A 24291-nucleotide genomic window follows, 5' to 3' on the forward strand; every position below is an offset into this window, starting at 1 on the left:
GGAGCTTCCGCGCCTGCCGCAGAAGTAGTTGACAGGTGAAGAAGCCGTGACAAGATCCTGAGCTCCGGACACCTTCGGCGCGCCCCACGGGGGCGCGCCGTCGTCGTACCGGATCCCATCGATCCCCACCACGGAGAACTACGTGGCAATACTCTCCGGCCGCAAGCGCGGACGTGCTCTGTCCCGTCTCGCCACCGCGGCCATCGCCGTCGCGCTCGCCGGCACCGCTGCCGGCACTTCCTACGCGGCGGACAACCCCGGCTCGGCTGCCCAGAACGCCGTGCAGGGCGCCCCGCAGGCGCCCACCAGCGCCCCGAAGGCGATCACCAGCGGCACCACCGGCTCGACCGGGAACGCGGCCAACCCGATCTTCACCCTCTTCGGTGTGGAGTCCACCGGCGCCACCTACGTCTACGACGTCGACGGCTCCGGCAAGTACACGGCGCGCCAGAAGGTCGACGACCTCGGCGACGTCCGCGCCAACCAGCAGGCGGTGGACAACGACGCCGACGGCATCGGCGACGGCGTCTGGCTCTGGGAGCCCGGCGGCGACCTGTACTTCAGCAACGACGCCACCCCGGACAGCGTCCGGATCGGCGGCGGCTGGAACACCTACGACAAGGTGCTCTCCCCGGGCAACCTGGGCGGCGCCAAGGAGTACGACATCATCGCCCGCGACCGTAGCGGCGTGCTGTGGCTGTACCTCGGCTACCCCGACGGCAGGGTCACCGCGCGCACCAAGGTCGGCGCCGGCTGGCAGATCTACGACCAGATCGCCGGCAAGGGCGACCTGACCGGTGACGGCAAGCCCGACCTCATCGCCCGCGAGAAGGCCACCGGCGACCTGTACCTGTACAAGGGCACCGGCAACGCGAGCGCGCCGTTCGCGGCCCGCCAGAAGATCGGCACCGGCTGGGGCGGCTACAACGCCCTGCTCTCCTCCGGCGACGTGAACCTCGACGGCAAGACCGACTTCATCGCGCGCGACGGCTCCGGCCGCCTCTACGCCTACTACGGCACCGGCAACGCCGCCAGCCCGTACCAGGCGCGCGTCCAGATCGGCACCGGCTGGAACATCTACACGAAGCTGTTCTCCTGACCGGTGCGGCGGGACCGGCCGGCCCGTCCGGCCGGTCCCGCCGACCGCACTGCCGACCGCACTGCCGACGGCGTGCGACGCGAGGGCCGCACCCCCCTTCCGGGGAGTGCGGCCCTCTTCTGCCGTGCCGTACCGCCTACGTGCGGCCGTGCTGCTTACTTACGGATGAGGCTCCGCAGCACGTACTGCATGATGCCGCCGTTGCGGTAGTAGTCCGCCTCGCCGGGGGTGTCGATGCGGACGACCGCGTCGAACTCGACACCGGTGTCGGTGGTGACCTTCACCGTGCGCGGGGTGGTGCCGTTGTTGAGCTCCTCGACGCCGGCGAAGGAGAAGGTCTCCTCGCCGGTCAGGCCGAGGGACTGCGCCGAGGCGCCCTCGGGGAACTGCAGCGGCAGCACGCCCATGCCGATCAGGTTCGAGCGGTGGATGCGCTCGTAGGACTCGGCGATGACGGCCTTGACGCCGAGCAGCGCGGTGCCCTTGGCCGCCCAGTCACGGGACGAGCCGGAGCCGTACTCCTTGCCCGCGAGCACGACCAGCGGGATGCCCTGGTCGATGTAGTTGCGCGAGGCGTCGTAGATGAAGGAGACGGGGGCGCCGTCCTTCGTGAAGTCGCGGGTGTAGCCGCCCTCGGTGCCCGGCGCGATCTGGTTGCGCAGGCGGATGTTGGCGAACGTACCGCGGATCATGACCTCGTGGTTGCCGCGGCGGGAGCCGTAGCTGTTGAAGTCGCGGCGCTCGACGCCGTGCTCCGTGAGGTACTGGCCGGCCGGGGTGTCGGCCTTGATGGCACCGGCCGGGGAGATGTGGTCGGTGGTGACCGAGTCGCCCAGCTTGGCGAGGACGCGGGCGCCGGCGATGTCGGTGACCGGGGCCGGCTCCATCGCCATGCCCTCGAAGTACGGGGGCTTGCGGACGTAGGTGGACTCCGCGTCCCACTCGAAGGTGTTGCCGGTCGGGATCGGCAGCGCCTGCCACTGGGCGTCGCCCGCGAAGACGTCGGCGTAGGACTTGTTGAACATGTCCTCGCCGATCGCGTTCGCGACCACGTCGTTGACCTCGGCCTCGGTCGGCCAGATGTCCTTGAGGTAGACCGGGTTGCCGTTCTGGTCGGTGCCCAGGGCCTCCTTGGTGATGTCCACCTTCATGGAGCCGGCGAGGGCGTAGGCGACGACCAGCGGCGGGGACGCCAGGTAGTTCATCTTGACGTCGGGGTTGATCCGGCCCTCGAAGTTGCGGTTGCCGGAGAGCACCGAGGTGACGGCCAGGTCGTGGTCGTTGACGGCCTTGGAGACCTCCTCCGGCAGCGGGCCGGAGTTGCCGATGCAGGTGGTGCAGCCGTAGCCGACGAGGTTGAAGCCGACCTTGTCGAGGTACGGGGTCAGGCCCGCCTTGTCGAAGTAGTCGGTGACGACCTTGGAGCCCGGGGCGAGGGTGGTCTTGACCCACGGCTTGCGGGTCAGGCCCTTCTCGACCGCCTTCTTGGCCACCAGCGCGGCGGCGACCATGACGTACGGGTTCGAGGTGTTGGTGCAGGAGGTGATGGCCGCGACGGTGACCGCGCCGTGGTCGATCTCGTACGTCGAGCCGTCGGGGGCGGTCACGGTGACCGGGTTGGACGGGACGCCGTTGATGGACGCCGGGGCGTCGGAGGCCGGGAAGGACTCCTTGCCCGCCTCGTCGGCGGTGTCCACGTAGTTGCGGACGTCCTGCGTGAACTGCTCGGCGGCGTTCGCGAGGACGATACGGTCCTGCGGGCGCTTCGGGCCGGCGATCGACGGGACGACCGTCGACAGGTCCAGCTCCAGCTTCTCGGAGAAGTCCGGCTCGGCCTTCGGGTCCAGCCAGAGGCCCTGCTCCTTGGCGTACGCCTCGACGAGGGCGACCTGCTGCTCGCTGCGGCCGGTCAGCTTCAGGTAGTTCAGGGTCTCGTCGTCGATCGGGAAGATCGCCGCGGTGGAACCGAACTCCGGCGACATGTTGCCGATGGTGGCGCGGTTGGCCAGGGAGGTGGCGGCCACGCCCTCGCCGTAGAACTCCACGAACTTGCCGACGACACCGTGCTTGCGCAGCATCTCGGTGATGGTCAGGACCAGGTCGGTGGCGGTGGTGCCGGCCTGCAGCTCGCCGGTCAGCTTGAAGCCGACGACGCGCGGGATCAGCATGGAGACCGGCTGGCCGAGCATCGCGGCCTCGGCCTCGATGCCGCCGACGCCCCAGCCCAGCACGCCCAGGCCGTTGACCATGGTGGTGTGCGAGTCGGTGCCGACGAGGGTGTCGGGGTACGCCTGGCCGTTGCGCACCATGACGGTGCGGGCCAGGTGCTCGATGTTCACCTGGTGGACGATGCCGGTGCCGGGCGGGACGACCTTGAACTCGTCGAAGGCGGTCTGGCCCCAGCGCAGGAACTGGTAGCGCTCCTTGTTGCGGCCGTACTCCAGCTCCACGTTCTGGCCGAACGCGTCCTTGGTGCCGAACTTGTCGGCGATGACGGAGTGGTCGATGACCAGCTCGGCCGGCGCCAGCGGGTTGATCTTCGCCGGGTCGCCGCCCAGCTCCTTCACGGCCTCACGCATGGTCGCCAGGTCCACGACGCACGGCACACCGGTGAAGTCCTGCATGATCACGCGGGCCGGCGTGAACTGGATCTCCTGGCTCGGCTGCGCCTGGGAGTCCCAGGTGCCGAGCGCCCGGATGTGGTCGGCGGTGATGTTGGCGCCGTCCTCGGTGCGAAGCAGGTTCTCCAGCAGCACCTTGAGGCTGTAGGGCAGACGGGCCGAGCCCTCCACCTTGTCCAGCCTGAAGATCTCGTACGACTCGTCGCCCACCTGCAGCGTGCTACGGGCGTCGAAGCTGTTCGCCGACACGACAGTCTCCTTCAATGATTTCGCGCGTACCACCGCAATCCTGCCGTCACAGGTTCGTCGCCGATCCGCTAAGGTGAACCTAAGTTAGGCTCGCCTTACTCACCCGGCCGCGGTACGCCTCCCGGCAGATATCTCGATGTCGAGATAACTCTAGTACATCGCCGCTGCCTGGTCATGCCCTGCCGTCCTGACCGCTCTCATCCAATCGAGGCGTTTACTCACCGAACCCAGTCGTTCCGCCTTCTGTCTCAGTGAACCTAGTCGGGCGGGTGATCGCACTGGGGGTGCTGGGTGGCCGTACCGGCTGGGGCGGATCTTGCGAAGCCGTACGTCGAGGTGTCGTACGTGGACGCTGTACGCGAGCGACGACGGCGCCCGCTACTGGACTGAACCGTCCCGGGGCGGTCAACGGACTGCCCCGGGACCGCTGAAAGCCCAGCGGAGGGGCACTGAACGCGATCGGGTGCGTCAGCGAGTTTCGGCGGGGAGAAATTCCGCTTCCAGCACCTTGAAGAAGGCGGCGAGCGGGTTGACCCAGTCGCCGTTCACGTTGCAGACGACCAGGCGCTTGCCGTCGCGGTTGCCCATCACGTATGTCCAGGAGCCGTTGAGTGCGCCACCGCCGCCGAAGACGGTGACGCCGTTGGGCAAGGTCTGCTCGAAGGTGCCCATGCCGTACCGGGTGTCGGGGATCCAGCCCGCGCCTTCGGTCGGGACGGTGGCCCACATCTCGGCCTGCAGGGCGGGCGAGAAGAGTTCGCCGCCGAGCAGGGCGCTGAAGAAGCGACCGAGGTCGCCGGTGGTGGAGACCATGCCGCCGGCGGCCCAGCCCAGCGACGCGTCCCATTCGGTCACGTCGTAGACCTTGGCGTCGGGGTCGCCGGCCGGCAGCTTCGTGTACAGCCGGGGGTGTGGCCCGCTGATGGTGGTCTCGGAGCCGGCGAGATAGGTCCCCATCAGGCCGAGCGGGCGGAGGATCAGCCGGGAGAGTTCCTCGGCGAAGCTGCAGCCGGCGGCCCGCTCGATGATCAGACCGAGGAGCATGTAGTTGGCGTTGGAGTAGCGGAAGGCGGTGCCCGGCGCGAAGTAGGGCGGGTACTTCATGGCGATCTGTATCAGCTGCTCGGGGGTCCACTTGTCGAAGCGGTGGGTGAGGTACCCGGTGGTGACGTAGCGGTCCATCATGTCCGGGTCGTCGAAGGCGTAGTTGACGATGCCGCTGGTCTGCTGCAGCAGGTGCCTGACGGTGATGACGCTGCCGTCGTTGCCATTTCCCCGGACCAGACCGGGCAGCCACTGTTCCACGGTGTCGTCCAGACGCAGCCGACGTTCGTCCACGAGCTTGAAGGCCACGGTGGCGGTGAACGCCTTGGTGAGGCTGCCGATGTGGAACTGCTCACCCTGGGTGCGTGGGCGCCCGGTCTCGATGTCGGCCACCCCGGCCGTGCCGAACCAGCTTCGGTCACCGTCGCGGATCTCGGCGACGATGCCGGGCAGGCCCTCGGCGACTACCTGCTCAAGAGCGTCCTGGGTCTTGTTCATAACGTTGTTCCTCTCAGGTTCGTGAGGCGGTGTCAGCTGCCTCGCAATCGGCGTTCGGTACGCACTGAAAGCTATGTTGCATTCAATGTTCAGTCAATCAACGCATCGGCGATGTCTCGCATTTGTGCAGGTGAAAAGCGTGCAATCGTTGCAACGACCTTGACGTTGAATGCACTGCGGTTCATCGCTTGTTGCAATGAGATGGATATGAACGCACACTGACCGACGGACGGGAGCGAGACAGACCGAGACGGGGAGAACACCGATGCCAGGAGGCAGGCTCAGCCGCCAGGAACGCCAGAGCATCGCGGAGGGACTGGCCGAAGGGCTCGCCTACGCCGAGATCGCCAGGGGCCTAGACCGGCCGACCTCGACCGTCACCAGGGAAGTCACCCGCAACGGCGGACCCACCGGATACCGGGCGGACCAGGCGCACCGGGCCACCAAGCGGCGCGCCCGCCGCCGCACACCCGCCCCGACACAGGCGCCGCCGGCCGGAACCGACGCCTACGGGCGCGACCGGGAGGCGGTGCGCGACTTCGAGGAACAGTTCACCGCACTGCTCGTCCACACGGGACTGCCGAAGATGGCAGCCAGAGTGCTCGGCTGCCTGTACGCCGCTGACACCGGCAGCCGCACCGCGGCAGAACTGGTGCAGCGCCTCCAAGTCAGCCCCGCATCCATCTCCCTGGCCATGCACTACCTGGAAGAGCAGGAACTCATCCGGCGCGAACGCGACCCCGGAAAGCGCCACGAACGCTACGTCATCGACGACGACGTCTGGTTCCGGGCCATGCTCGCCAGCGCCAACGCCAACGCACTGCTCGCCGAGGCCGCCCATCAGGGCGCCCGGACACTGGGCGCCACCACACCCGCCGGTAGGAGACTCGCCGACATGGGCCGGTTCCTCACGCATGTCGGCCAAGACCTGGTCACATCGGCCGAGCACTGGCGAGAGGTCTTCTCGGCCGGGCCAGGCTCTGGAACCGCAGACCGCCCCCAGCAAGCGAAGGACCGGCGCCCCGGCTGATCGGTCTGCAACTCTTCAGTACGGCCCGGCCTCAGCGTCTTGCGGGGCGATCCAGTCGTCGGCACGGACATTGACCACCACCGCCGAGCCGTCCACGCGGCGCAGGAAGCAGTCCGGGGCGCGCCGCCGCTCACGCTCACCGTCGTGCCAGTGCAGCCAGAACGGCTGAGAGCCGATCCCGACCACGAGGATCAAACCCCTGCGGCCCCGCGGACTCCACTCCAGCCGGTACAGCCACCCAGCACCCTCGGCGCGTCTACCTCACACGACTGAGTTCGATGGCAGGGAAGCCCGAACGACTGGGTTCGCTGTCAAACGCCCGATTGGACGACAGCGGATAATCGACGCCGAGAACCGACCAGTTGCGGCCAGCTGTCTCACTCAATCCAGTCCATACAGCTCAGGACGGGGCGAACGACTAACTTCGCTGCGACAGGTCACGTCCTGACCGCTGTCATCCAATCGAGTCGTTGACCGTGAACCCCGTGGCTTCGGCTTCCTCACCAGCGGACCCGACCGTACGAGGTGTCGCGCCGGGTCCCGGTTCGAGGATGCGGCCGCGGGACGGCCGATTCGCCGGCCCCCCGCGGTGAGCGTCACTTCTCCGGCTGGTCCGGCACGGAGGTGAGCCTGCGCGGCGGCACGCTCCGGACTGCTTCATACGCCGCGCGGATGGCTCGGCGGTGGTTGTTGAGTTCCGCCGGGTCGGTGTCCGGTCGGCTCAGCCGTTCCCGTACGCCGCCAGCGTCCGGTCGATGGCCGGGCCGAGGAAGGCCCGGGTGAGCTCGGCGCGCCGGGCCGGCCAGTCCGCGCGGTGGGCTTCGGGCGCGCCGGCCGTGCCGGCCGCGGCCGGCACCGGCGAGGAGGCCGGCGGGCCGTAGCGCCGGTGCCGGATGTCGGCGAGGACCTGTGCCGGCGCGCCCATGCCGGCCAGGACGGGCAGGGCCCGGCCCTTGCTGATCAGGGTGCCGTTCCGCAGCGTCACCGTCGCCCGGGCCAGGGTCAGCAGCCCGAGGTCCACCCAGATGTCGCGCAGCCAGTATTCCGGGTGCTCCAGTGCGGGCCGCCAGAACCCGCGCAGGTCGGCGAGGACGAAGGCGGTCAACTGGGCGTCGGTCACCGGGGGCAGGAGCGCGGCCGGGCCGTCGCCGTACAGCACCAGGCCGAAGGAGTGGAGTTCGCGGCGGGTGACCGGTGTCAGGGGGCGGTGCGTCAACTCGTCGTGCGCCCAAGCGAGATGGGGGTGTGCGGGATCGTCCGGAGCGGTGCGGTCCGGATAGGCGCAGTGCAGCGCGCGGGCCGGTGGGCCGCCGGTGGCGGCGAGACCGCGGTGGAGCTCCGCCAGGCGACGCTCCTCCTGCGGTGTGGCGGGGCGGGCGAGGACCGCGATCAGGTCGAGGTCACTGCGGCCCTCCTGGTAGTCGCCGCCGGCCAGCGAGCCGTGCGCCCAGAGCGCCCGCAGCGGCACCCGCTCCTGAAGCCCCGCCAGGAAGGCGCGGAGCAGCGCGGCGGTGGACGGCGGCGGTGCCGGTGCCGGTCGGTGTGCCCCCGTCGCCGTCCACATCGCCGACCGCGTCGCCATCCTCTTCCGCTTCCTCTTCCGCTTCCTCTTCCGCTTCCTCTTCCGCCCGGCCGCCGCAGCGGCCGTCCGGGTACCCGTCCCCGCCTCACCGCCCCGCCCGCACCGGCCCGAACCCCGCGCGTCGCCGGGCCCGGCGACGGTCACCCGCCGTCCAGCCCCAGCCGCACCACCCGCACGATCTCCTCATCGGTCAGCCCCAGGTCGCGGGCCTCGGAGATGAGTCGCTCGGCGGTTTCCCCGAGGCGGGCGCGGGCCGGGGAGGCGGCGCCGGTGACCACCGCGCCGCGGCCACGGCGGAGTTCGATCAACCCCTCCTCCTTCAGGCGCTGGTAACCGCGCAGCACGGTGTGGACATTGACGCCGAGGGAGGCGGCGAGCGCCCGGGCGGCGGGCAGGCGTTCCCCGGCGCGCACCGAGCCGTCGGCGATCGCGCCGCGCACCGAGGCGGCGATCTGGTCGCCGAGCGGGACGGACGAGCCGGGGTCGACACGGAACAGCACGTCAGCTCCCTTCTCCCGAGCGGTGGCGGTCGAGGTAGGTGTTGAGCAGCGCGGCGGCGGTGGCGGAGTCGTCGACCGTCACCACGAACTCCCGGCCGCTGGTGAGCCGCAGCACCATACCCTCACCCGATCGGAGCAACAGGCCGCTGCGGCCGGGCTGGATGCGGTACCCCCAGCCACCGTACTCGGCGAGCGCCCCGATCCGGCGGCTGGTCGCCTCCGCCACCTTGGCGAGCGGGATGCGGTGCAGCGGGACCGGCAGCAGCGTCGGGGTGAGGCTCAGCCCGCGCCGGTCGACGGTCACCCGCACGGAGCAGTGGACGGCGACCGTCAGGCCGCCGAGGAGCATCACCGCGCCGCCCACCCAGCCGGCGAACACCCCGAGCAGGACCCCGGCGCACATCATCGCGGCGGCCAGCAGGGCCATCGGCGGCGAACTGACGGTGCGGGACCAACCGGCCCGGGTCCCGGCGGGCAGGTCCAGACGGCGGACGGCCCCACCCTGCGGACGGGGTGCCTCCGGTTCGGCGCCGGCCAGCAGCCAGCCCAGCGCCCCGGCGACCAGGCCCGCCCCCAGCATCACGGCCACCTGCCAGGCGGGCAGCCGGAGCTCGACGGGGTCACCGCCGCGGGCGTTGCCGAGCAGGATCGTCACCGACGCCCCACCGAGGCAGACGGCGGTGAAGTAGGCCGTGGCGACCGTCCAGCGCCCGGCCCGCGCGGGCAGCGCCCGCTGGACCGACAGGCCGAGGCCGACGCCGAGGACGAGCAGGCCCACCAGGCAGTCCACGAGGAAGTCCTGGGGCGAGGAGTAGCCGTCGGGGCGGCCATCGACGGCGAAGTGGGTGGCGAGTCGTTCGGGGAGCCGTCCGGCGACGAACGCGTAACAGGCGCCGAGGATCAGCGTGACGAGGATGAACGGCAGGGCCGCTATCCAGCCCCGCGGGCGGGTGTTCACGGGGCCGGCGTACGGCGCGGATCGCTTCATGACAACCTCCAGTTGTTCGCATAGTAGTAGAACAACCTGGAGAGCACGCACCAACAACGCATCAATCTCATATCTGAGATACGGTCACCCCATGGCAGACGACTACCTCGTACGCATCGGCAGGCTCATCCGTGACGCCCGGCAGCACCGTGGCTGGACACAGACGCAGCTCGCCGAGGCGCTCGGCACCAGCCAGAGCGCGGTCAATCGGATCGAGCGCGGCAACCAGAACATCAGCCTTGAGATGATCGCCCGCATCGGCGAAGCCCTGGACAGTGAAATCGTCTCGCTCGGGTACGCCGGACCGATGCATCTGCGGGTGGTCGGCGGGCGCCGGCTGTCCGGCAGCATCGACGTCAAGACGAGCAAGAACGCCTGCGTCGCGCTGCTGTGCGCGACCCTGCTCAACGCGGGCCGCACAACTCTGCGCCGGGTGGCCCGCATTGAGGAGGTCTACCGGATCCTGGAGGTACTGGGCAGCATCGGCGTCCGCACCCGCTGGATCAACGACGGCAACGACCTGGAGATCGTGCCGCCGGCCCAACTCGACCTGGACGCCATGGACACGGAGGCGGCCCGCCGCACCCGCAGCGTCATCATGTTCCTCGGTCCGCTGCTGCACCGGATGGACCGCTTCAAGCTGCCCTACGCGGGCGGCTGCGACCTCGGCACCCGCACGGTCACACCCCATATGACCGCCTTGCGGCACTTCGGCCTGGAAATCACCGCGACCGACGGCACCTACCTCGCCGAGGTCGACCGCGACGTCGCGCCCAAGCGCGCCATCGTCCTGACCGAGCGCGGCGACACCGTCACCGAGAACGCGCTGCTCGCCGCCGCCCGACACGACGGCGTCACGGTCATCCGCAACGCCTCCTCCAACTACATGGTCCAGGACCTGTGCTTCTTCCTGGAGGAACTGGGCGTGCGGGTCGACGGCATCGGCACCACCACCCTCACCGTCCACGGCGTGGCGAAGATCGACCGCGATGTGGACTTCGCGCCCTCCGAGGACCCGGTCGAGGCGATGAGCCTGCTGGCCGCCGCGGTCGTCACCGAGTCGGAACTGACGATCCGTCGGGTCCCGGTGGAGTTCCTGGAGATCGAGCTGGCGGTCCTGGAGGAGATGGGCCTGGACCACGAGCGCAGCGCCGAGTACCCCGCCGACAACGGCCGCACCCGCCTCATCGACCTGACCGTCCGCCCCTCCAAGCTCCAGGCCCCGCTGGACAAGATCCACCCGATGCCCTTCCCGGGCCTGAACATCGACAACGTCCCCTTCTTCGCCGCCATCGCGGCCAGCGCCCAGGGCCAGACCCTGATCCACGACTGGGTCTACGACAACCGCGCCATCTACCTCACCGACCTCACCCGGCTCGGCGCCCAGGTCAAACTGCTCGACCCGCACCGCGTCCTGGTCGACGGCCCCACCCGCTGGCGCTCCGCGGAAATGATGTGCCCCCCGGCGCTGCGCCCCGCCGTCGTCGTCCTGCTGGCGATGATGGCCGCCGAGGGCACCTCGGTCCTGCGCAACGTCTACGTCATCAACCGCGGCTACGAGGACCTCGCGGAACGCCTCAACTCGATCGGCGCGCAGATCGAGATCTTCCGGGACATCTGAGCATCCCTCAGACGATCGGCGAGCGGCGCGGCGCACGCGTCCTGGCCGGTGGTGGCGCGGGCCGGTCGGCGGTGGCGCGGGCCGGTCGGTGTCGGTCAGGTGGCGACGCCCGTCGGTCGTCGGTCGGCGTCGCGGTACAACTCCTTGGCGATGAGGGAGCGTTGGACCTCCGTGGCGCCCTCGTAGATGCGGGGGGCGCGGACCTCGCGGTAGAGGTGTTCCAGGAGGTGGCCGCGGCGCAGGGCGCGGGCGCCGTGGATCTGGACGGCGGCGTCGACGACGTACTGGGCGGTCTCGGTGGCCAGGAGTTTGGCCATCGCCGCGCGGCGGGCGATGTCCGGGGCGCCGCGGTCGTAGGCGGCGGCGGCCGCGTAGACCAGGAGCCGGGCGGCCTCGACGCGGGTGGCCATCTCGGCGAGCCGGTGGCCGACGGACTGGAGGTCCTTGAGCGGCCCGCCGAACGCGGTGCGCGTGCCGGCGTGCGCCAGCGCGGCGTCCAGCGCGGCCTGCGCCATGCCGACCGCGAACGCGCCCACGCTCGGCCGGAAGAGGTTCAGGGTGCGCATCGCCACCCCGAACCCGCCGCCCACTTCGCCGAGCACGTCGGCGTCGGTCACCGGGGTGCCGTCGAAGACCAGGGTGCCGATCGGGTGCGGGCTGAGCATGTCCAGCGGCTCGCCGCCCAGCCCCGGGCGGTCGGCGGGGACGAGGAAGGCGGTGATGCCGCGGGCCCCGTCGGCACCGCCGGTGCGGGCGAAGACCGTGGCGAAGTCGGCCTCGGGGGCGTTGGAGATCCAGCACTTCTCGCCGGACAGCCGCCAGCGGCCGGGGCCGTCGGGCTCGGCGGCCAGCGCGAGCGCCGCGGCGTCCGAACCCGCGCCCGGCTCGCTCAGCGCGAAGGCCGCGACCGCCCGGCCGGCGGTCACCTCCGGCAGCCAGCGGGCCCGTTGGGCGTCCGTCCCGGACTGCACGATCGGGCAGGTCCCCAACCCCTGGAGCGCCAGGGCGGTCTCCGCCTCCGTGCACTCCTGGGCCAGCGACTCCCGCAGCAGGCACAGGTCCAGCGCCCGCGGGCTGCCGCCGTCGGGGAAGAGCCGTGCCAGCAGGCCCAGTTCGCCGAGGGCGGCGACCAGCGGGCGGTTGACCCGGCCCGGTTTCCCCTCCTCCGCCAGGGGACGCAGCCGTTCGGCCGTCCGGGCGCGCAGCCGGGCGCACCATTGTTGTTCCTCCGGTCCCAGCGCGAATGCGGTCACGAGGCGGCTCCCCTGGTAGCGGTACCGGACGCGGCGACGGCTCGCACGGCCGGCTATCGCGGTCTGTTGACTGCCGTCACGAAGACGTTACGCTGACGAGGACCCGTACGGCAGTCCTCCACCCCTCCCCGGCCGCCCGGCGGCCCTCCGGCGCAAGGGGGCACACCCCGCATGGAGCTACGGTCCTCGGCCCACACCGACACCTTCACCCGCGACCGGCTGCCACCGCCCGAGCAGTGGCCGCACCTCACCGACCTGGGCTATCCCGACCGGCTGAACTGCGGCGCGGAACTCCTCGACGGCACCATCGCCCGGCTGGGCCCGGACCGGCCCGCGCTCCGCGACGCACACGGCCTGGTGTGGTCCTACGGGGAGCTGCGGGCGCGGGTGGACGCGCTCGCCCGACAGCTCACCGACCGGCTCGGCGTCGTGCCCGGCAACCGCGTGCTGCTGCGCGGCCCCACCACGCCCTGGCTGGCCGCCTGCTGGCTCGCCGTCATGAAGGCCGGCGCGGTGGCGGTGACCGTCCTGGCCGCGCACCGGCCGGACGAACTCGCCACCTTCTGCCGGATCGCCCGGGTCCGGCACGCGCTGTGCGACGCCGCCGCGGTCGCCGACCTGGACCGGGCGAAGGTCCCGGGGCTGCGGATCGCGACGTTCGGCGGCGACGGCCCGGACGACCTGGCGCGGTGCGCCCGGCCCGACGGCGCGCCGTACCGGGCGGTGCCGACCGCCGCCGACGACGTCGCGCTGATCGCCTTCACCTCGGGCACCACCGGCCACCCCAAGGGGTGCCTGCACTTCCACCGCGACGTGCTCGCCATGGCCGACACCTTCTCGGCGCAGGTGCTCCGGCCGCGACCGGACGACGTGTTCGCCGGCAGTCCACCGCTCGGCTTCACCTTCGGGCTCGGCGGACTGGTCGTCTTCCCGCTGCGCGCCGGCGCCTCGGCGTACCTGGCCGACTGGGGCGGGCCGGAACGGCTGCTCGGCGACATCGCGGCCCACCGGATCTCGGTTCTGTTCACCGCCCCGACCGCCTACCGGACGATGCTGGCGCACCTCGACGGGCACGACCTCGGCTCGCTGCGCCGCTGCGTGTCCGCCGGCGAGAACCTGCCCGCCGCGACCTGGCGGTCCTGGTACGAGGCCACCGGCCTGCGGATCATCAACGGCATCGGCGCCACCGAGATGCTGCACATCTTCCTGTCCGCCGCCGACGAAGCGATCCGCCCGGGGACGACCGGGCTGCCGGTGCCCGGCTTCGAGGCTCGCGTGGTGGGCCCGGACGGCCGGCCGGTGCCGGACGGCGAACCGGGGCTGCTGGCGGTCCGCGGCCCGACCGGCTGCCGCTACCTGGCCGACGCCCGGCAGACCGCCTACGTCCGCGACGGCTGGAACCTCACCGGCGACACCTACGTACGGGACCGGGACGGCTACTTCCGCTATGTGGCCCGCGCGGACGACATGATCATCTCGGCCGGGTACAACATCGCCGGCCCCGAGGTGGAGGACGCGCTGCTGCGGCACCCGGACGTCACCGAGGCGGCGGTGGTCGGACGGCCCGACGAGGAGCGCGGCCAGGTGGTCGTCGCCCATGTGGTGCTGCGGGACGGCATGGCCCCCGGGGCGGAGACCGTCGCCGCGCTGCGGACGTTCGTCAAGGCCGAGATCGCGCCCTACAAGTGCCCGCGCGAGGTGGTCTTCCACCGCGCGCTGCCCCGCACCCCGACCGGCAAGCTCCAGCGTTTCCGGCTGCGCGACCGGGATCTAGAGTGAACCGGTGAGCGACGAGCAAGCCCAGCACACCCCGCGGTCCCTGATCGTCACCTTCTACGGGGCCTACGGACGCGGCACCGCGGAAGGCCCCGGCGGTGCGCCCGGCCCGGTGCCGGTGGCCGCGCTGATCCGGCTGCTCGGCGTGCTCGGCGTGGATCCGCCGTCGGTGCGCTCGGCGGTCTCCCGACTCAAGCGACGTGGACTGCTGATCCCGGAGCGCACCCCCGCGGGCGCCGCCGCGTACGGGCTCTCCGGCGCGGGCCGCCAGTTGCTGGAGGACGGCGACCGCCGGATATTCGGCCGGCCGGCCGGCTCGCCGGAGGGATGGGTCCTGGCCGTCTTCTCCGTCCCCGAGGAGGAGCGGCACAAGCGCCATCTGCTGCGCTCCCGGCTGGCCCGGCTGGGCTTCGGCACGGCGGCGCCCGGTGTGTGGATCGCCCCCGCCCATCTCTACGAGGAGACCCGGCACACCCTGGAGCGACTGCAACTGGCCGACTACGTGGACCTGTTCACCGGTACCCACGCCGGTTTCACGCCCACCGCGCGGGCCGTGGCGCGCTGGTGGGACCTGGACGCGCTCGCCGCCGGGCACCGCGCCTTCCTGACCGCGCACGAACCGGTCCTGTCCCGCTGGAGCCGGCGCCGCTCGCTGCCCCCCGAGCCGGCCTACCGCGACTACCTGCTCGCCCTGGACGCCTGGCGCCGCCTGCCCTATGCGGATCCCGGTCTGCCCCCGGCCCTCCTGCCGGAGGACTGGCCGGGTGGCCGCGCGGCGGAGGTGTTCGCCCGGCTGCACGACAAACTGTGGGCGCCGGGCGCCCGCTATGCGGGCGAGGCGACGGACGGGTCGTACCGCACCCAGAACACCGGCTGAACTCCCCCGCTCCCGGCACCGCCAGGAGCGGGAGCACGCCCGCGTCCCCATCCGCCCGTCGCCCTCACCGCCGGCCCGCGGCCCCGTTCCCCTGGGCCGCGGGCACTCCCCGTGCCCCCTGTGTCAGCGTCGCCGCTGCTGCGCTCCCACCGGGACGGCGGCGGCCCGGCGCTGCCGGACGACCGGACCGGCGGCCGACGCCGGGCGCGGCCGCGCGGCGGCGATCACCGACACGACGTCCTTGAAGGAGCTGCACATCCGCGTCCCGGCGACCGCGGCGAGCTCACCGAACGTTCCGCTGCCGTAGGTGACCGCGACCGGCTCCATGCGCGCGGTCACCGCCATCCTCATGTCCCCGACGGTGTCCCCCACATACGCGCTCTGCCAGGCCGGGACCCCCAGCCGGCCGGCCGCGCGCAGCACCATCTCCGGGTGCGGCTTGCCCCGCCGGACCATGTCCTGCCCGACGACCGGGCCGACCAGGTCGCGGATGCCCATGACATCGAGCAGGGCCTCGGCGCTGCGGGTGGTCTTGGAAGTGGCGACGGCCAGTTCGACGCCGTGGGCGCGCAGCGCGGACAGACCGGCCGTCACTCCCGGGTAGAGCAGCTGCGGACCCTGGCACAGGACCTCGTAGGAGAACAGCTCCCGGTAGCGGGTGATGGCGGCCTGCACCCGGCCGTCGTCCTCGGGCCGGCCCAGCAGCCGCCCGAAGGCGGCGGACGGGGGCTTGCCGATGGCCGCGGCCGCCTGCCGCGCGGTCACCGAACAACCCTGCTCCGCGGCAACCTTGACCAGCAGCTTGCTGATCGCGGGCAGGGTGTTGGCGAGAGTGCCGTCCAGATCGAAGACGGCAGCCCTGAGCGTTTCGCCGCCGGCGCTCCGCGCGCCTCTCACAGGACGTTCGCCGACTTCCATTGATACGCGCATGGATGGGGACCTTTCCGGTTTCCGATGGGTGCGGGGGCTCGGGTGACTGTGCGGGCTCAGCTGGTCGGGCGGGCCTGCGGTCGTCGACTGTGGCGGCGGAGTCGGTCTCGCCGGGCGCACCGTTGTCCAAGGGCGGTACGCGACCCGTCGAAGCGGCGGCATCGGGAGGGATCGTCCCGTTTACCGCCTCCGGAGATTTAAAAACCGCCTGCGCTGTTTGTCAATGCGCCTTAGCCCCTCCCTGACGCTCGACAAGCATTCCCCGCCCGGCCAGACTGAACGCGCCGGAGCCCAGCCGTCCGCCATTCAGGTCCGAACCAAGGACAAACGATCACTTCTCGACAGAGACGGGGGGATCTGGCCGATTCCCTTCGGCGTAGCGAACCGCACGGTTGGTTTTCTTTGTAGACTACGTTCACGTTGCAGTCGTACGAGAGACGGGACGGACACCGTGCCCACGCAGCATCGCGCCATCCAGAGCCGTCAGGCGCTCATCCGCTCGGCCGCAGAGACCTTCCTGGAAAAGGGAGTGCCCGCCGCGGGCATGGTCGAGATCAGTCGACGGGCCCGCCTCAGCAAGGGCGCCCTCTACTTCCACTTCACGTCCAAGGACGACCTGACCCTCGCGGTACGGGACGCGGCCCTGGCCACGCTCAACGAGATCGAGGAGGGCTTCCAGCGCTCCCCCGAGCCGCTGACCGTCGCCGTCCGGGACTTCACGGTCGAGCTGTTCGACCGGGTGCAGTCGGACGCGGTGCTGCGCGCCGGGCTCCGGCTGCGCCCGGAGACCGCGCCCGGCCTGGACATCCACGCCCTGGAGCAGCGCTGGTACGCGCTCTTCCTCGACAAGGCGGTCACCTGCGGCACCGGTGAGCCGGTCGGCGCCGGGGGCGGGCTCACCGGCCCGCACCCCTCCGACGCCGAACCCCGGCGCACCGCCCAGCTGTTGACGTCGATCGTGGTGGGTCTGCTGCACCTGGGCGGCGGGGACCGGACATGGTGGGACGCGGAGGCGGTCACCGGACTGTGGGGCCTGCTGCCGACCGTCTGCGGACGGGTCACGACCGCCGACATCCCCGCGCCGGCGCAGGTCCCGGCCGGCTGACCGTACCGCGGCGACCGGCGGTCCGCGCCGCACCCGGCCCCGTGCCGGCCTCCCCACCCGACAAGGACCGCCCCCAGACACCCCCCGAGCGAGCGCCGCAGCGCCCTGACGCGCCCTCACCCCACCGGCGGCGCACGCGAGAAGACGAGGCAGCCGCCCGCAGCCCTCGGCCGCCTTCCGCGGCCCATTCCGCCGGCCACCCGGGGTACGCGCACGCCCGCGGCCGTACGGCGCCCCGCGGCACGCGAGGGGCGCCCCCTTCGCCGTCGACCGTGAACTCCCGCCTGCCGTACGGCCGGTGGACGAGTTCACGGACGTGAGGGCGAGACCGGAAGCCTCGGTCGGCCACGCCCGCGGGGTCCCGGCGACCGCCGCGACGGCGGGCGCGCGGCACCGCTCGCCCGGTCCGACCCATCGCACTCGGCGGCATCTCGGCGACGAAACGGAAGTGACGTGCCGTCATCTCCGTGTCCCGGCACAACAGTCCTGCGCACTCCGGCCGTCGACATCGCGGACTCCCGCATACCGCACAGTCGGCTTCCTTATGATGCGCCAAGAGATCGCGCGGCCACGACGGCGGGTCTCCCCAGGTGCGACAACATCACGACAGCATGCGGAGGATGACCGGTGGTCAAACAGGAACGCGCAGTGCGCACCCGACGCACCGTCCTGGAGGCCGCGGCCCATGTCATCGGCGCCCGTGGGTACCAGGGGGCGACGATCGCGAAGATCATCCAGCGCGCGGGGGTCACGAAGGGCGCGGTCTACTTCCACTTCCGGTCCAAGGACGCGCTGGCGCGCGCGGTCATAGAGGAACAGACCGATCCGTTCGTGCCGCCGGTCAGCGACTCCCGGCTCCAGGACGCCATCGACTTCTCCCACCAGGTCGCGCTGGCCCTGCGCAGCGACCCGATGTTGCAGGCCGGCACCCGGATCGCGGTCGAGACGACGTTCACCGAGGAGCCGTTGGTCCCCTACCAGGCGTGGACCGACATCATGACCGCGATATTCACCGACGCCCAGAGCAACGGCGAGTTACTGCCCGCCGTCGCGCCGGACCGGGCCGCGGAGTTCTTCGTCGGCGCGTACCTGGGCGTGCAGTTGTACTCGCACGCCGCTTCCAACCGTGCCGACCTCCCCGAGCGGGTCACGGCGCTGTGGAGACACACCCTGCCCGGCCTGGCGTCGCCGGGCGCACTGAGCCGACTGGACCCGCAGGGCCGGTCCCGGAAGGTCGCCGTCTGAACGCCCGTCCGTGGCCGCTCCGACGAGTTCGGCGGCGCTCCGGCACCGGAAAACAGACCGTGTGGTTCGTCAGTGCAGCGTGAGGCGGGGCTTCGGCGCGTCGGTGCGGCCGGTCGGTGGGGTGCGGCTGCCGGCCTGGTAGGGCAGCGGCCAAGGGGCGCCCGGTCCGGTGTAGCCCTGTTCGGCGGCGGCGTGCAGGGTCCAGTGCGGGTCGTAGAGGTGGGGTCGGGCCAGCGCGCACAGGTCGGCGCGGCCGGCCAGGATCAGGGAGTTGACGTCGTCCCAGGAGGAGATGGCGCCGACCGCGATGACCGGGATGCCGAGGGTGTTGCGGATGCGGTCGGCGAACGGGGTCTGGTAGGAGCGGCCGAAGTCGGGGCGTTCATGGGGCACGACCTGCCCGGTGGAGACGTCGATGGCGTCGGCGCCGTGCTCGGCGAAGGCCGCCGCGATGGCCACCGCGTCGTCCGGGGTGGTGCCGCCCTCCGCCCAGTCGGTGGCGGAGATCCGCACCGTCATGGGGCGGTCCGCCGGCCATTGTTCCCGTACCGCGTCGAAGACCTCCAGGGGGAAGCGGAGACGGCCGGTGAGCGAGCCGCCGTAGGCGTCGGTGCGCCGGTTGGTCAGCGGCGAGAGGAATCCGGAGAGAAGGTAGCCGTGTGCGCAGTGGAGTTCGAGGAGGTCGAAGCCGGCGCGCGCGGCGGCGGCCGTGGAACGGGTGAACTGCTCGCGCACGGCGGCGAGTTCGACGGCGCTCAGGGCGTGCGGGATCTGGTTGACGTCGGGGCGGTAGGGCAGTGCGGAGGGGGCGACGACGGGCCAGTTGCCGTCCGGGAGCGGCTGGTCGATGCCCTCCCACATGCGCCGGGTGGAGCCCTTGCGGCCGGAGTGGCCGAGCTGGACGCCGAGGGCGGTGCCGGGGGCCTGGGCGTGCACGAAGTCGGTGATGCGCCGCCAGGCCCGTTCGTGTTCCGGCGCGTACAGGCCGGAACAGGCCGGGGTGATCCGGCCCTCGGGGCTGACGCACACCATTTCCGTCATCACCAGGCCGGCGCCGCCCAGCGCCCGCGCACCGAGGTGGACGAGGTGGAAGTCGCCGGGGGTGCCGTCGCCGTCGGCGGAGTACATGTCCATCGGGGAGACCACGACCCGGTTGCGCAGGGTCAGCCCGCGCAGCCGGAAGGGGGTGAACATCGGCGGCGTCCCGTCGGGGACGCCCGCCTCCCGGGCCACCGTGTCGGTGAAGTCCGCGTCGCGCAGCCGCAGGTTGTCGTGGGTGACCCGGCGGCTGCGGGTGAGCAGGTTGAAGGCGAACTGGTGCGGTGGCTGCGCGGTGTAGGTGGCCAGGTCCTCGAACCACGCGAGGCTGGCGCGGGCGGCGCGCTGGGTGGAGGCGACGACGGGGCGGCGCTCGTCCTCGTAGGCGGCGAGGGCGTCCGGCAGGGTGGGCTGTTCGCGGAGGCAGGCGGCGAGCGCGAGGGCGTCCTCGACGGCGAGCTTGGTGCCGGAGCCGATGGAGAAGTGGGCGGTGTGCGCGGCGTCGCCGAGCAGCACGATCCGGCCGTGCGACCAGCGTTCGTTGACGACCGTGCGGAAGGCGATCCAGGTGGACTTGTTGGTGCGCAGCGGGCGGCCGCGCAGGGTGTCGGCGAAGAGCTCGGCGCACCAGGCGGCCGAGGCGTGCTCGTCGCTGGTGTCCAGGCCGTTGGCGCGCCAGACCTCCTCGCGCATCTCGACGATGACGGTGCTGGCGCCACCGTCGGGCGCGCCGGGCCGGTCGGGCGACGGGCAAAGGGGCCGCTGAGGCGTCGTTGAGGGGTGGTGGTCGGGTGACGGGCAAAGGGGCCGCTGAGGCGTCGTTGAGGGGTGGTGGTCGGGTGACGGGCGGGCGTAGGGATAGGCGTGGAGCTGGGCGATGCCGTGGCCGGTGTCGGCGATCTCGAAGCGGAAGGCGTCCAGGGCGAAGTCGGCGGAGAGCCAGATGTAGCGGCAGCGGTGGGTGGTCAGCCGGGGCCGGAAGACGTCGGCGTGCGCGGTGCGGGTGGTGCTGTGCACGCCGTCGGCGGCGATCACCAGGTCGTGGTCGCGGGCGAGATGGGCTGCCGGCGGGGCCTCGGTGCGGAAGCGCAGCCGGACGCCCAGCTCGCGGCAGCGCTCGTGGAGGACCGCCAGCAGCCGGCGGCGGCCCAGGGCGGCGAAGCCGTGTCCGCCGGAGGTGAGGGTGCGGCCGCGGTGCACGATGTCGATGTCGTCCCAGCGCACGAACTCCGCCTGCAGGGCGCGGTAGACGACCGGGTCGGCGTGTTCGATGCCGCCGAGGGTCTCGTCGGAGAGGACGACGCCGAAGCCGAAGGTGTCGTCGGGGGCGTTGCGCTCCCAGACGGTGATCTCGCGGGCCGGGTCGAGGCGTTTGAGCAGGGCGGCGGCGTAGAGCCCGCCGGGGCCGCCGCCGAGGACGGCGACCTTCAGCGGCCGGTGGCCCGGGCCGGCGGGCGCGGTCACTTCCCCTGCCACTTGGGCGGCCGCTTCTCGGTGAAGGCGGCGTGGAACTCGGCGTAGTCGGCGCTGTTCATCAGCAACGCCTGGGTGGATGCGTCCAGTTCGACGGCGGCGGCCAGGGGCATGTCGAGTTCGGCGGTGAGCAGCGCCTTGGTCTGGGCGTGGGCGAGCGCCGGGCCCTCGGCGAGCCGGCGGGCGAGCGCGGCGGCCCGCTCGTCGGCGCGGCCCTCCTCGGCCAACTCGCTGATCAGGCCGAGGCGTTCGGCCTCGGGGGCGCGGACCGGGTCGCCGAGCATCAGCACCCGGGTGGCGTGGCCGAGGCCGATGACGCGCGGGAGGAGGTAGGCGGCGCCCATGTCGCCGCCGGAGAGGCCGACCCGGGTGAAGAGGAACGCGAAGCGGGCGGAGGGGTCGGCGATCCGGAAGTCGGCGGCCAGGGCGAGCACCGCGCCGGCGCCGGCGGCCACCCCGTGCACCGCCGCGACGACCGGGAAGGGGCACTCCCGGATCGCCCGGACGACCTGCCCGGTCATCCGGTTGAAGTCCAGGAGTTGGGCGGTGTCCATGCCGAGGGTGACGCCGATGATCTCCTCGACGTCGCCGCCGGAGCAGAAGCCGCGGCCCTCGCCGGCCAGGACCAGGGCGCGCACCGAGCGCTCCCGGGAGAGTTCGGCGAGCAGGTCGCGGAGGTCGGCGTACGCCTCGAAGGTGAGCGCATTGAGCTTCTCGGGGCGGGCGAGGGTGACGGTGGCGACGCCGTCCTCCGTGCTGACCCGGATGTGCTGCCATGCGCCGGTGCTGCGGGCGGATCCTGCGAACGGGCTCATCGGACTGCCTGCCCCCTTCAGCCGGACGGCTGGTGCGTGCGGTGGCCGCGGATGCGGATGCGGTGGCGGTGCGGGACGTGCGAGATGCCCTTCGAAGCTATCACCGGTCTGTGACTGTCGCCACGAGGGCGCGATATCCGGTCGAGGTACGGCGTGCCGCACGCCGGGGCGGCGACCGGGCCGGAAGTCCCGCCCGCCGCGGGTCGCACGTCCCGGTCGGCACGGTCTCCCGGCCCTGCTGCGGCCGGGACGCGCGGCCTAGCGTGGAGGCGTCCGCAGGGCCGCGGGCGCCTGCCTCGGCCCGCCGCGAAGGGAGCGGCGCATGCCGGTGGCGCACACGAAGAAACCGACCGCGCGACACGGGTCCGGGCCGTCCGGCCCCGAGTGCTGGCGGATCGAGCTGCCGCACGCCCCGTCCGCGGTGTCCCTCGCCCGTGCGCTGACCGGCGCCGCGCTCCGCGATCTGCGGGCCACCGCGGACCGCGCCACCGCCGCGCTGCTCGCCGCCGAACTCGTCGCCAACGCCGTCGCGCACACCCGCGGCCCCGGGCCCGTCACCCTGGTGGTGCGGGCGCGGGCGGCGGGCTGCGAGGTGGAGGTGCACGACGCGGATCCCTCGCCGGTGGTGGGGCTGCTCGCCGCGGCCTGCGAAGCGGAGCGGACGGGGCGCGCGGCGGGTCCGGCCGCCGGGAGTCCGGGGGCCGCGGTCGGTCAGCGCGCGCCGGTCGTCGGGCGGGGGCTGCGGCTGGTGCGGGGGCTGAGCACGGCCGCCGGCTGCCGGCGGACGCCGCACGGCAAGGCGGTGTGGTTCACGCTCCCGGCGCTGCGGGAGCCGCGGCTGCCGTGACCGCGGGCGCACCGGCGGACCGCCCTTCCGGGGCGGTGGCCGGCGCAGCACCGGCGGCGCCTCCCCGGAGCGACTCCGCACCCTCCTGACCCTGCTGCCCCTCCTGGGCGGCGCCCGTCCCGGACCCGGGGGTTCCGTCCCCGCCGGCTCCGGCCGAGAGGCGCGAGTGCCGGCGCCCGTACAGCTCGTACCCGACCACGCCGACGACGAGGAACACGGCCAGCTGGAGCCAGGTGGCCGGGCCGGTGCCGTAGACGAGGTAGCCGCAGAAGGCGATGCCGAGCAGCGGGCTGAGCGGGTAGAGCGGCACCCGGAAGCGGCGCGGCAGGTCGGGCCGGTTGCGGCGCAGGATCAGCACGCTGACGTTGACCGCCGCCATGGCCACCAGCGTGCCGGCGCTGCTCAGGTTCATCACCATGTCCAGCGGGACGACCGCGGCCGGGAGGGCGAAGACCCCGGCGACGATCCAGGTGTTGGCGACGGGTGTGGCGGTCCGGGGCGAGACCCGCGCGAAGACCCCGGGGACCAGCCCGTCCCGCGCCATCGACATCAGGATGCGGGTCTGCCCGTACATCACGGCCAGGACCACGGAGGCGATGGCGACGACCGCGCCGAAGGCGATCACCGTGCCGCCGATGCCGGAGTGCGTGACCCGGTCGACGATCAGCGACAGCGCGGCGGGGCGGCCCGCGACCTGCCCGGCGGAGAGCGCGCCGATGGCGGCGAGCGCGACCAGGCAGTACAGGACGGTGACCACCCCGATGCAGACCATGATCGCGACGGGCACGTCGCGGCGCGGGTTCCGTGCCTCCTCGCCGGCGGTGGTGATCGAGTCGAAGCCGATGTACGAGAAGAACGCGACGGAGGCACCGGAGGTGATCCCGGCCAGGCCCTCCGGGGCGAACGGGGAGAGGTTCCCGCTGCGGAAGGCGCCGAAGCCGATCACGCAGAACAGCACCAGGACCAGCAGCTTGAGCACCGCCATCGCGGCGGTGGCACGGGCGCTCTCCCGGACGCCGCGAACCAGCAGCACCGCGGCCAGCAGCACCACGAGCACGGCCGGGAGGTTGACGACGCCGCCGGCGCCCGGCGGGTTGGCGAGCGCGGCGGGCAACTGCCAGCCCGTCAGGCTGCCGAGCAGCTGGTTGAGGTACTGGCCCCAGCCGACCGCGACCGCCGAGACCGAGACGCCGTATTCGAGCAGCAGACACCAGCCGACGAGGAAGGCGGCGCGCTCGCCGAGGGTGGCGTAGGCGTAGGAGTACGAGCTGCCGGAGACCGGGATCGCGCCGCCCAGCTCAGCGAAGGCGAAGGCGGTGAAGATGCAGGTGACGGCCGCCAGGACGAAGGAGACGACGACCGCGGGCCCGGCCTGGGCGACGGTGTCGGAGAGCCCGACGAAGATGCCGGTGCCGACGATGGCACCGACGCCGAAGCAGATGAGCTGGAACAGGCCCATGCTGCGCCGCAGGCCATGGCCCTGGAGGTCCGCCCCCGATTCGGCGATGAGGAGGTCGGGGGACTTGATGCGCAGTCCGGACGCGCCTGAGCGGGGCATGGGGTGGTTCTCTCTCTGGTGGTGCGAGGCGCGCGGCGCGGGTGGGCCGGGCACGCAGCGGGGCCCGGACCGGTGGGTCCGGGCCCTGTCAGCGGCTCGATGGTAACCGCCCGGGTCGCATGAGCGCCCGGGCCCCCGAATG

Annotated in this window: 19 protein-coding genes; 8 read left to right on the forward strand and 11 right to left on the reverse strand. The window is 72.3% G+C overall.

Translation table 11 applies throughout. The features are described 5' to 3' along the window. The first annotated feature begins 142 nt into the window (after positions 1–142). Complete coding sequence (locus SNOUR_RS11345) at positions 143–1099, forward strand: FG-GAP repeat domain-containing protein (RefSeq protein ID WP_067346206.1); 957 nt, start codon at positions 143–145, stop codon at positions 1097–1099. 155 nt (positions 1100–1254) lie between these two features. Here the strand turns inward: SNOUR_RS11345 and acnA are convergent, their stop codons facing one another. Further along, complete coding sequence (acnA, locus tag SNOUR_RS11350; protein WP_067346208.1) at positions 1255–3969, reverse strand: aconitate hydratase AcnA; 2715 nt, start codon at positions 3967–3969, stop codon at positions 1255–1257. A gap of 468 nt (positions 3970–4437) precedes the next feature. Then, positions 4438–5511: a serine hydrolase domain-containing protein gene (locus tag SNOUR_RS11355; protein WP_067346209.1), complete on the reverse strand. Its 1074-nt coding sequence runs from the start codon at positions 5509–5511 to the stop codon at positions 4438–4440. Between the two features lie 265 nt (positions 5512–5776). On the opposite strand from SNOUR_RS11355, the gene SNOUR_RS11360 reads away from it, so the two are divergent. Beyond that, a complete protein-coding gene (locus tag SNOUR_RS11360) occupies positions 5777–6541 on the forward strand; it encodes a GbsR/MarR family transcriptional regulator (protein WP_067346211.1) in 765 nt (254 codons plus the stop codon). Positions 6542–6556: 15 nt separating this feature from the next. Here the strand turns inward: SNOUR_RS11360 and SNOUR_RS11365 are convergent, their stop codons facing one another. The 4 genes from SNOUR_RS11365 to SNOUR_RS11380 all read right to left on the reverse strand — a co-directional run bounded on the left by SNOUR_RS11365 (position 6557) and on the right by SNOUR_RS11380 (position 9611). After that, complete coding sequence (locus SNOUR_RS11365) at positions 6557–6736, reverse strand: hypothetical protein (RefSeq protein ID WP_067346213.1); 180 nt, start codon at positions 6734–6736, stop codon at positions 6557–6559. A 526-nt stretch (positions 6737–7262) separates the two neighbouring features. Further along, complete coding sequence (locus SNOUR_RS11370) at positions 7263–8105, reverse strand: nucleotidyltransferase domain-containing protein (RefSeq protein WP_067358143.1); 843 nt, start codon at positions 8103–8105, stop codon at positions 7263–7265. Positions 8106–8263: 158 nt separating this feature from the next. Continuing rightward, the gene (locus tag SNOUR_RS11375) at positions 8264–8623 is read right to left on the reverse strand and encodes a GntR family transcriptional regulator (RefSeq protein WP_067346215.1); all 360 of its coding nucleotides are present in this window, start codon (positions 8621–8623) and stop codon (positions 8264–8266) included. A 1-nt stretch (position 8624) separates the two neighbouring features. Beyond that, a complete protein-coding gene (locus SNOUR_RS11380) occupies positions 8625–9611 on the reverse strand; it encodes a DUF1648 domain-containing protein (protein WP_079142528.1) in 987 nt (328 codons plus the stop codon). Between the two features lie 91 nt (positions 9612–9702). Here SNOUR_RS11380 and SNOUR_RS11385 point away from each other — a divergent pair, with 91 nt between their 5' ends. Next, a complete protein-coding gene (locus tag SNOUR_RS11385; protein WP_067346217.1) occupies positions 9703–11232 on the forward strand; it encodes a helix-turn-helix domain-containing protein in 1530 nt (509 codons plus the stop codon). A gap of 95 nt (positions 11233–11327) precedes the next feature. On the opposite strand, the gene SNOUR_RS11390 is transcribed toward SNOUR_RS11385, so the two are convergent. After that, a complete protein-coding gene (locus SNOUR_RS11390; protein ID WP_067346219.1) occupies positions 11328–12485 on the reverse strand; it encodes an acyl-CoA dehydrogenase family protein in 1158 nt (385 codons plus the stop codon). A 171-nt stretch (positions 12486–12656) separates the two neighbouring features. Between SNOUR_RS11390 and SNOUR_RS11395 the strand changes: the two genes are divergently transcribed. Together SNOUR_RS11395 and SNOUR_RS11400 are read left to right on the forward strand one after the other, a co-directional pair. Further along, entirely contained in the window at positions 12657–14264 is a 1608-nt protein-coding gene (locus tag SNOUR_RS11395) for an AMP-binding protein (protein WP_067346221.1), read from the forward strand. A 4-nt stretch (positions 14265–14268) separates the two neighbouring features. Further along, a complete protein-coding gene (locus SNOUR_RS11400; RefSeq protein ID WP_067346223.1) occupies positions 14269–15138 on the forward strand; it encodes a PaaX family transcriptional regulator in 870 nt (289 codons plus the stop codon). 123 nt (positions 15139–15261) lie between these two features. On the opposite strand, the gene SNOUR_RS11405 is transcribed toward SNOUR_RS11400, so the two are convergent. Beyond that, a complete protein-coding gene (locus SNOUR_RS11405; protein WP_258018204.1) occupies positions 15262–16035 on the reverse strand; it encodes an HAD family hydrolase in 774 nt (257 codons plus the stop codon). A gap of 484 nt (positions 16036–16519) precedes the next feature. Between SNOUR_RS11405 and SNOUR_RS11410 the strand changes: the two genes are divergently transcribed. Further along, positions 16520–17173 carry a TetR family transcriptional regulator gene (locus SNOUR_RS11410; RefSeq protein ID WP_067346225.1) on the forward strand — a complete coding sequence of 218 codons (654 nt, stop codon included), beginning with the start codon at positions 16520–16522 and terminating at the stop codon, positions 17171–17173. A gap of 648 nt (positions 17174–17821) precedes the next feature. Next, positions 17822–18418: a ScbR family autoregulator-binding transcription factor gene (locus tag SNOUR_RS11415; protein ID WP_312632542.1), complete on the forward strand. Its 597-nt coding sequence runs from the start codon at positions 17822–17824 to the stop codon at positions 18416–18418. Positions 18419–18487: 69 nt separating this feature from the next. Here SNOUR_RS11415 and SNOUR_RS11420 read toward each other — a convergent pair whose 3' ends face one another. Together SNOUR_RS11420 and SNOUR_RS11425 are read right to left on the reverse strand one after the other, a co-directional pair. Next, the gene (locus SNOUR_RS11420; protein ID WP_099055682.1) at positions 18488–20920 is read right to left on the reverse strand and encodes an oxidoreductase; all 2433 of its coding nucleotides are present in this window, start codon (positions 20918–20920) and stop codon (positions 18488–18490) included. Beyond that, on the reverse strand, positions 20917–21744 hold the full coding sequence (locus SNOUR_RS11425; protein WP_067346229.1) for an enoyl-CoA hydratase family protein: 828 nt from the start codon (positions 21742–21744) through the stop codon (positions 20917–20919). Before SNOUR_RS11425 ends, SNOUR_RS11420 begins: the two co-directional genes overlap by 4 nt. Before the next feature lie 322 nt (positions 21745–22066). Between SNOUR_RS11425 and SNOUR_RS11430 the strand changes: the two genes are divergently transcribed. Continuing rightward, entirely contained in the window at positions 22067–22591 is a 525-nt protein-coding gene (locus SNOUR_RS11430; protein WP_107407296.1) for an ATP-binding protein, read from the forward strand. On the opposite strand, the gene SNOUR_RS11435 is transcribed toward SNOUR_RS11430, so the two are convergent. Next, on the reverse strand, positions 22554–24149 hold the full coding sequence (locus SNOUR_RS11435) for an amino acid permease (RefSeq protein WP_067346231.1): 1596 nt from the start codon (positions 24147–24149) through the stop codon (positions 22554–22556). The genes SNOUR_RS11430 and SNOUR_RS11435 overlap by 38 nt on opposite strands. Positions 24150–24291 lie beyond the last annotated feature (142 nt).

Origin of the sequence: Streptomyces noursei ATCC 11455 (genome assembly GCF_001704275.1) — a bacterium.
In the GTDB taxonomy this organism is placed as follows: domain Bacteria; phylum Actinomycetota; class Actinomycetes; order Streptomycetales; family Streptomycetaceae; genus Streptomyces; species Streptomyces noursei.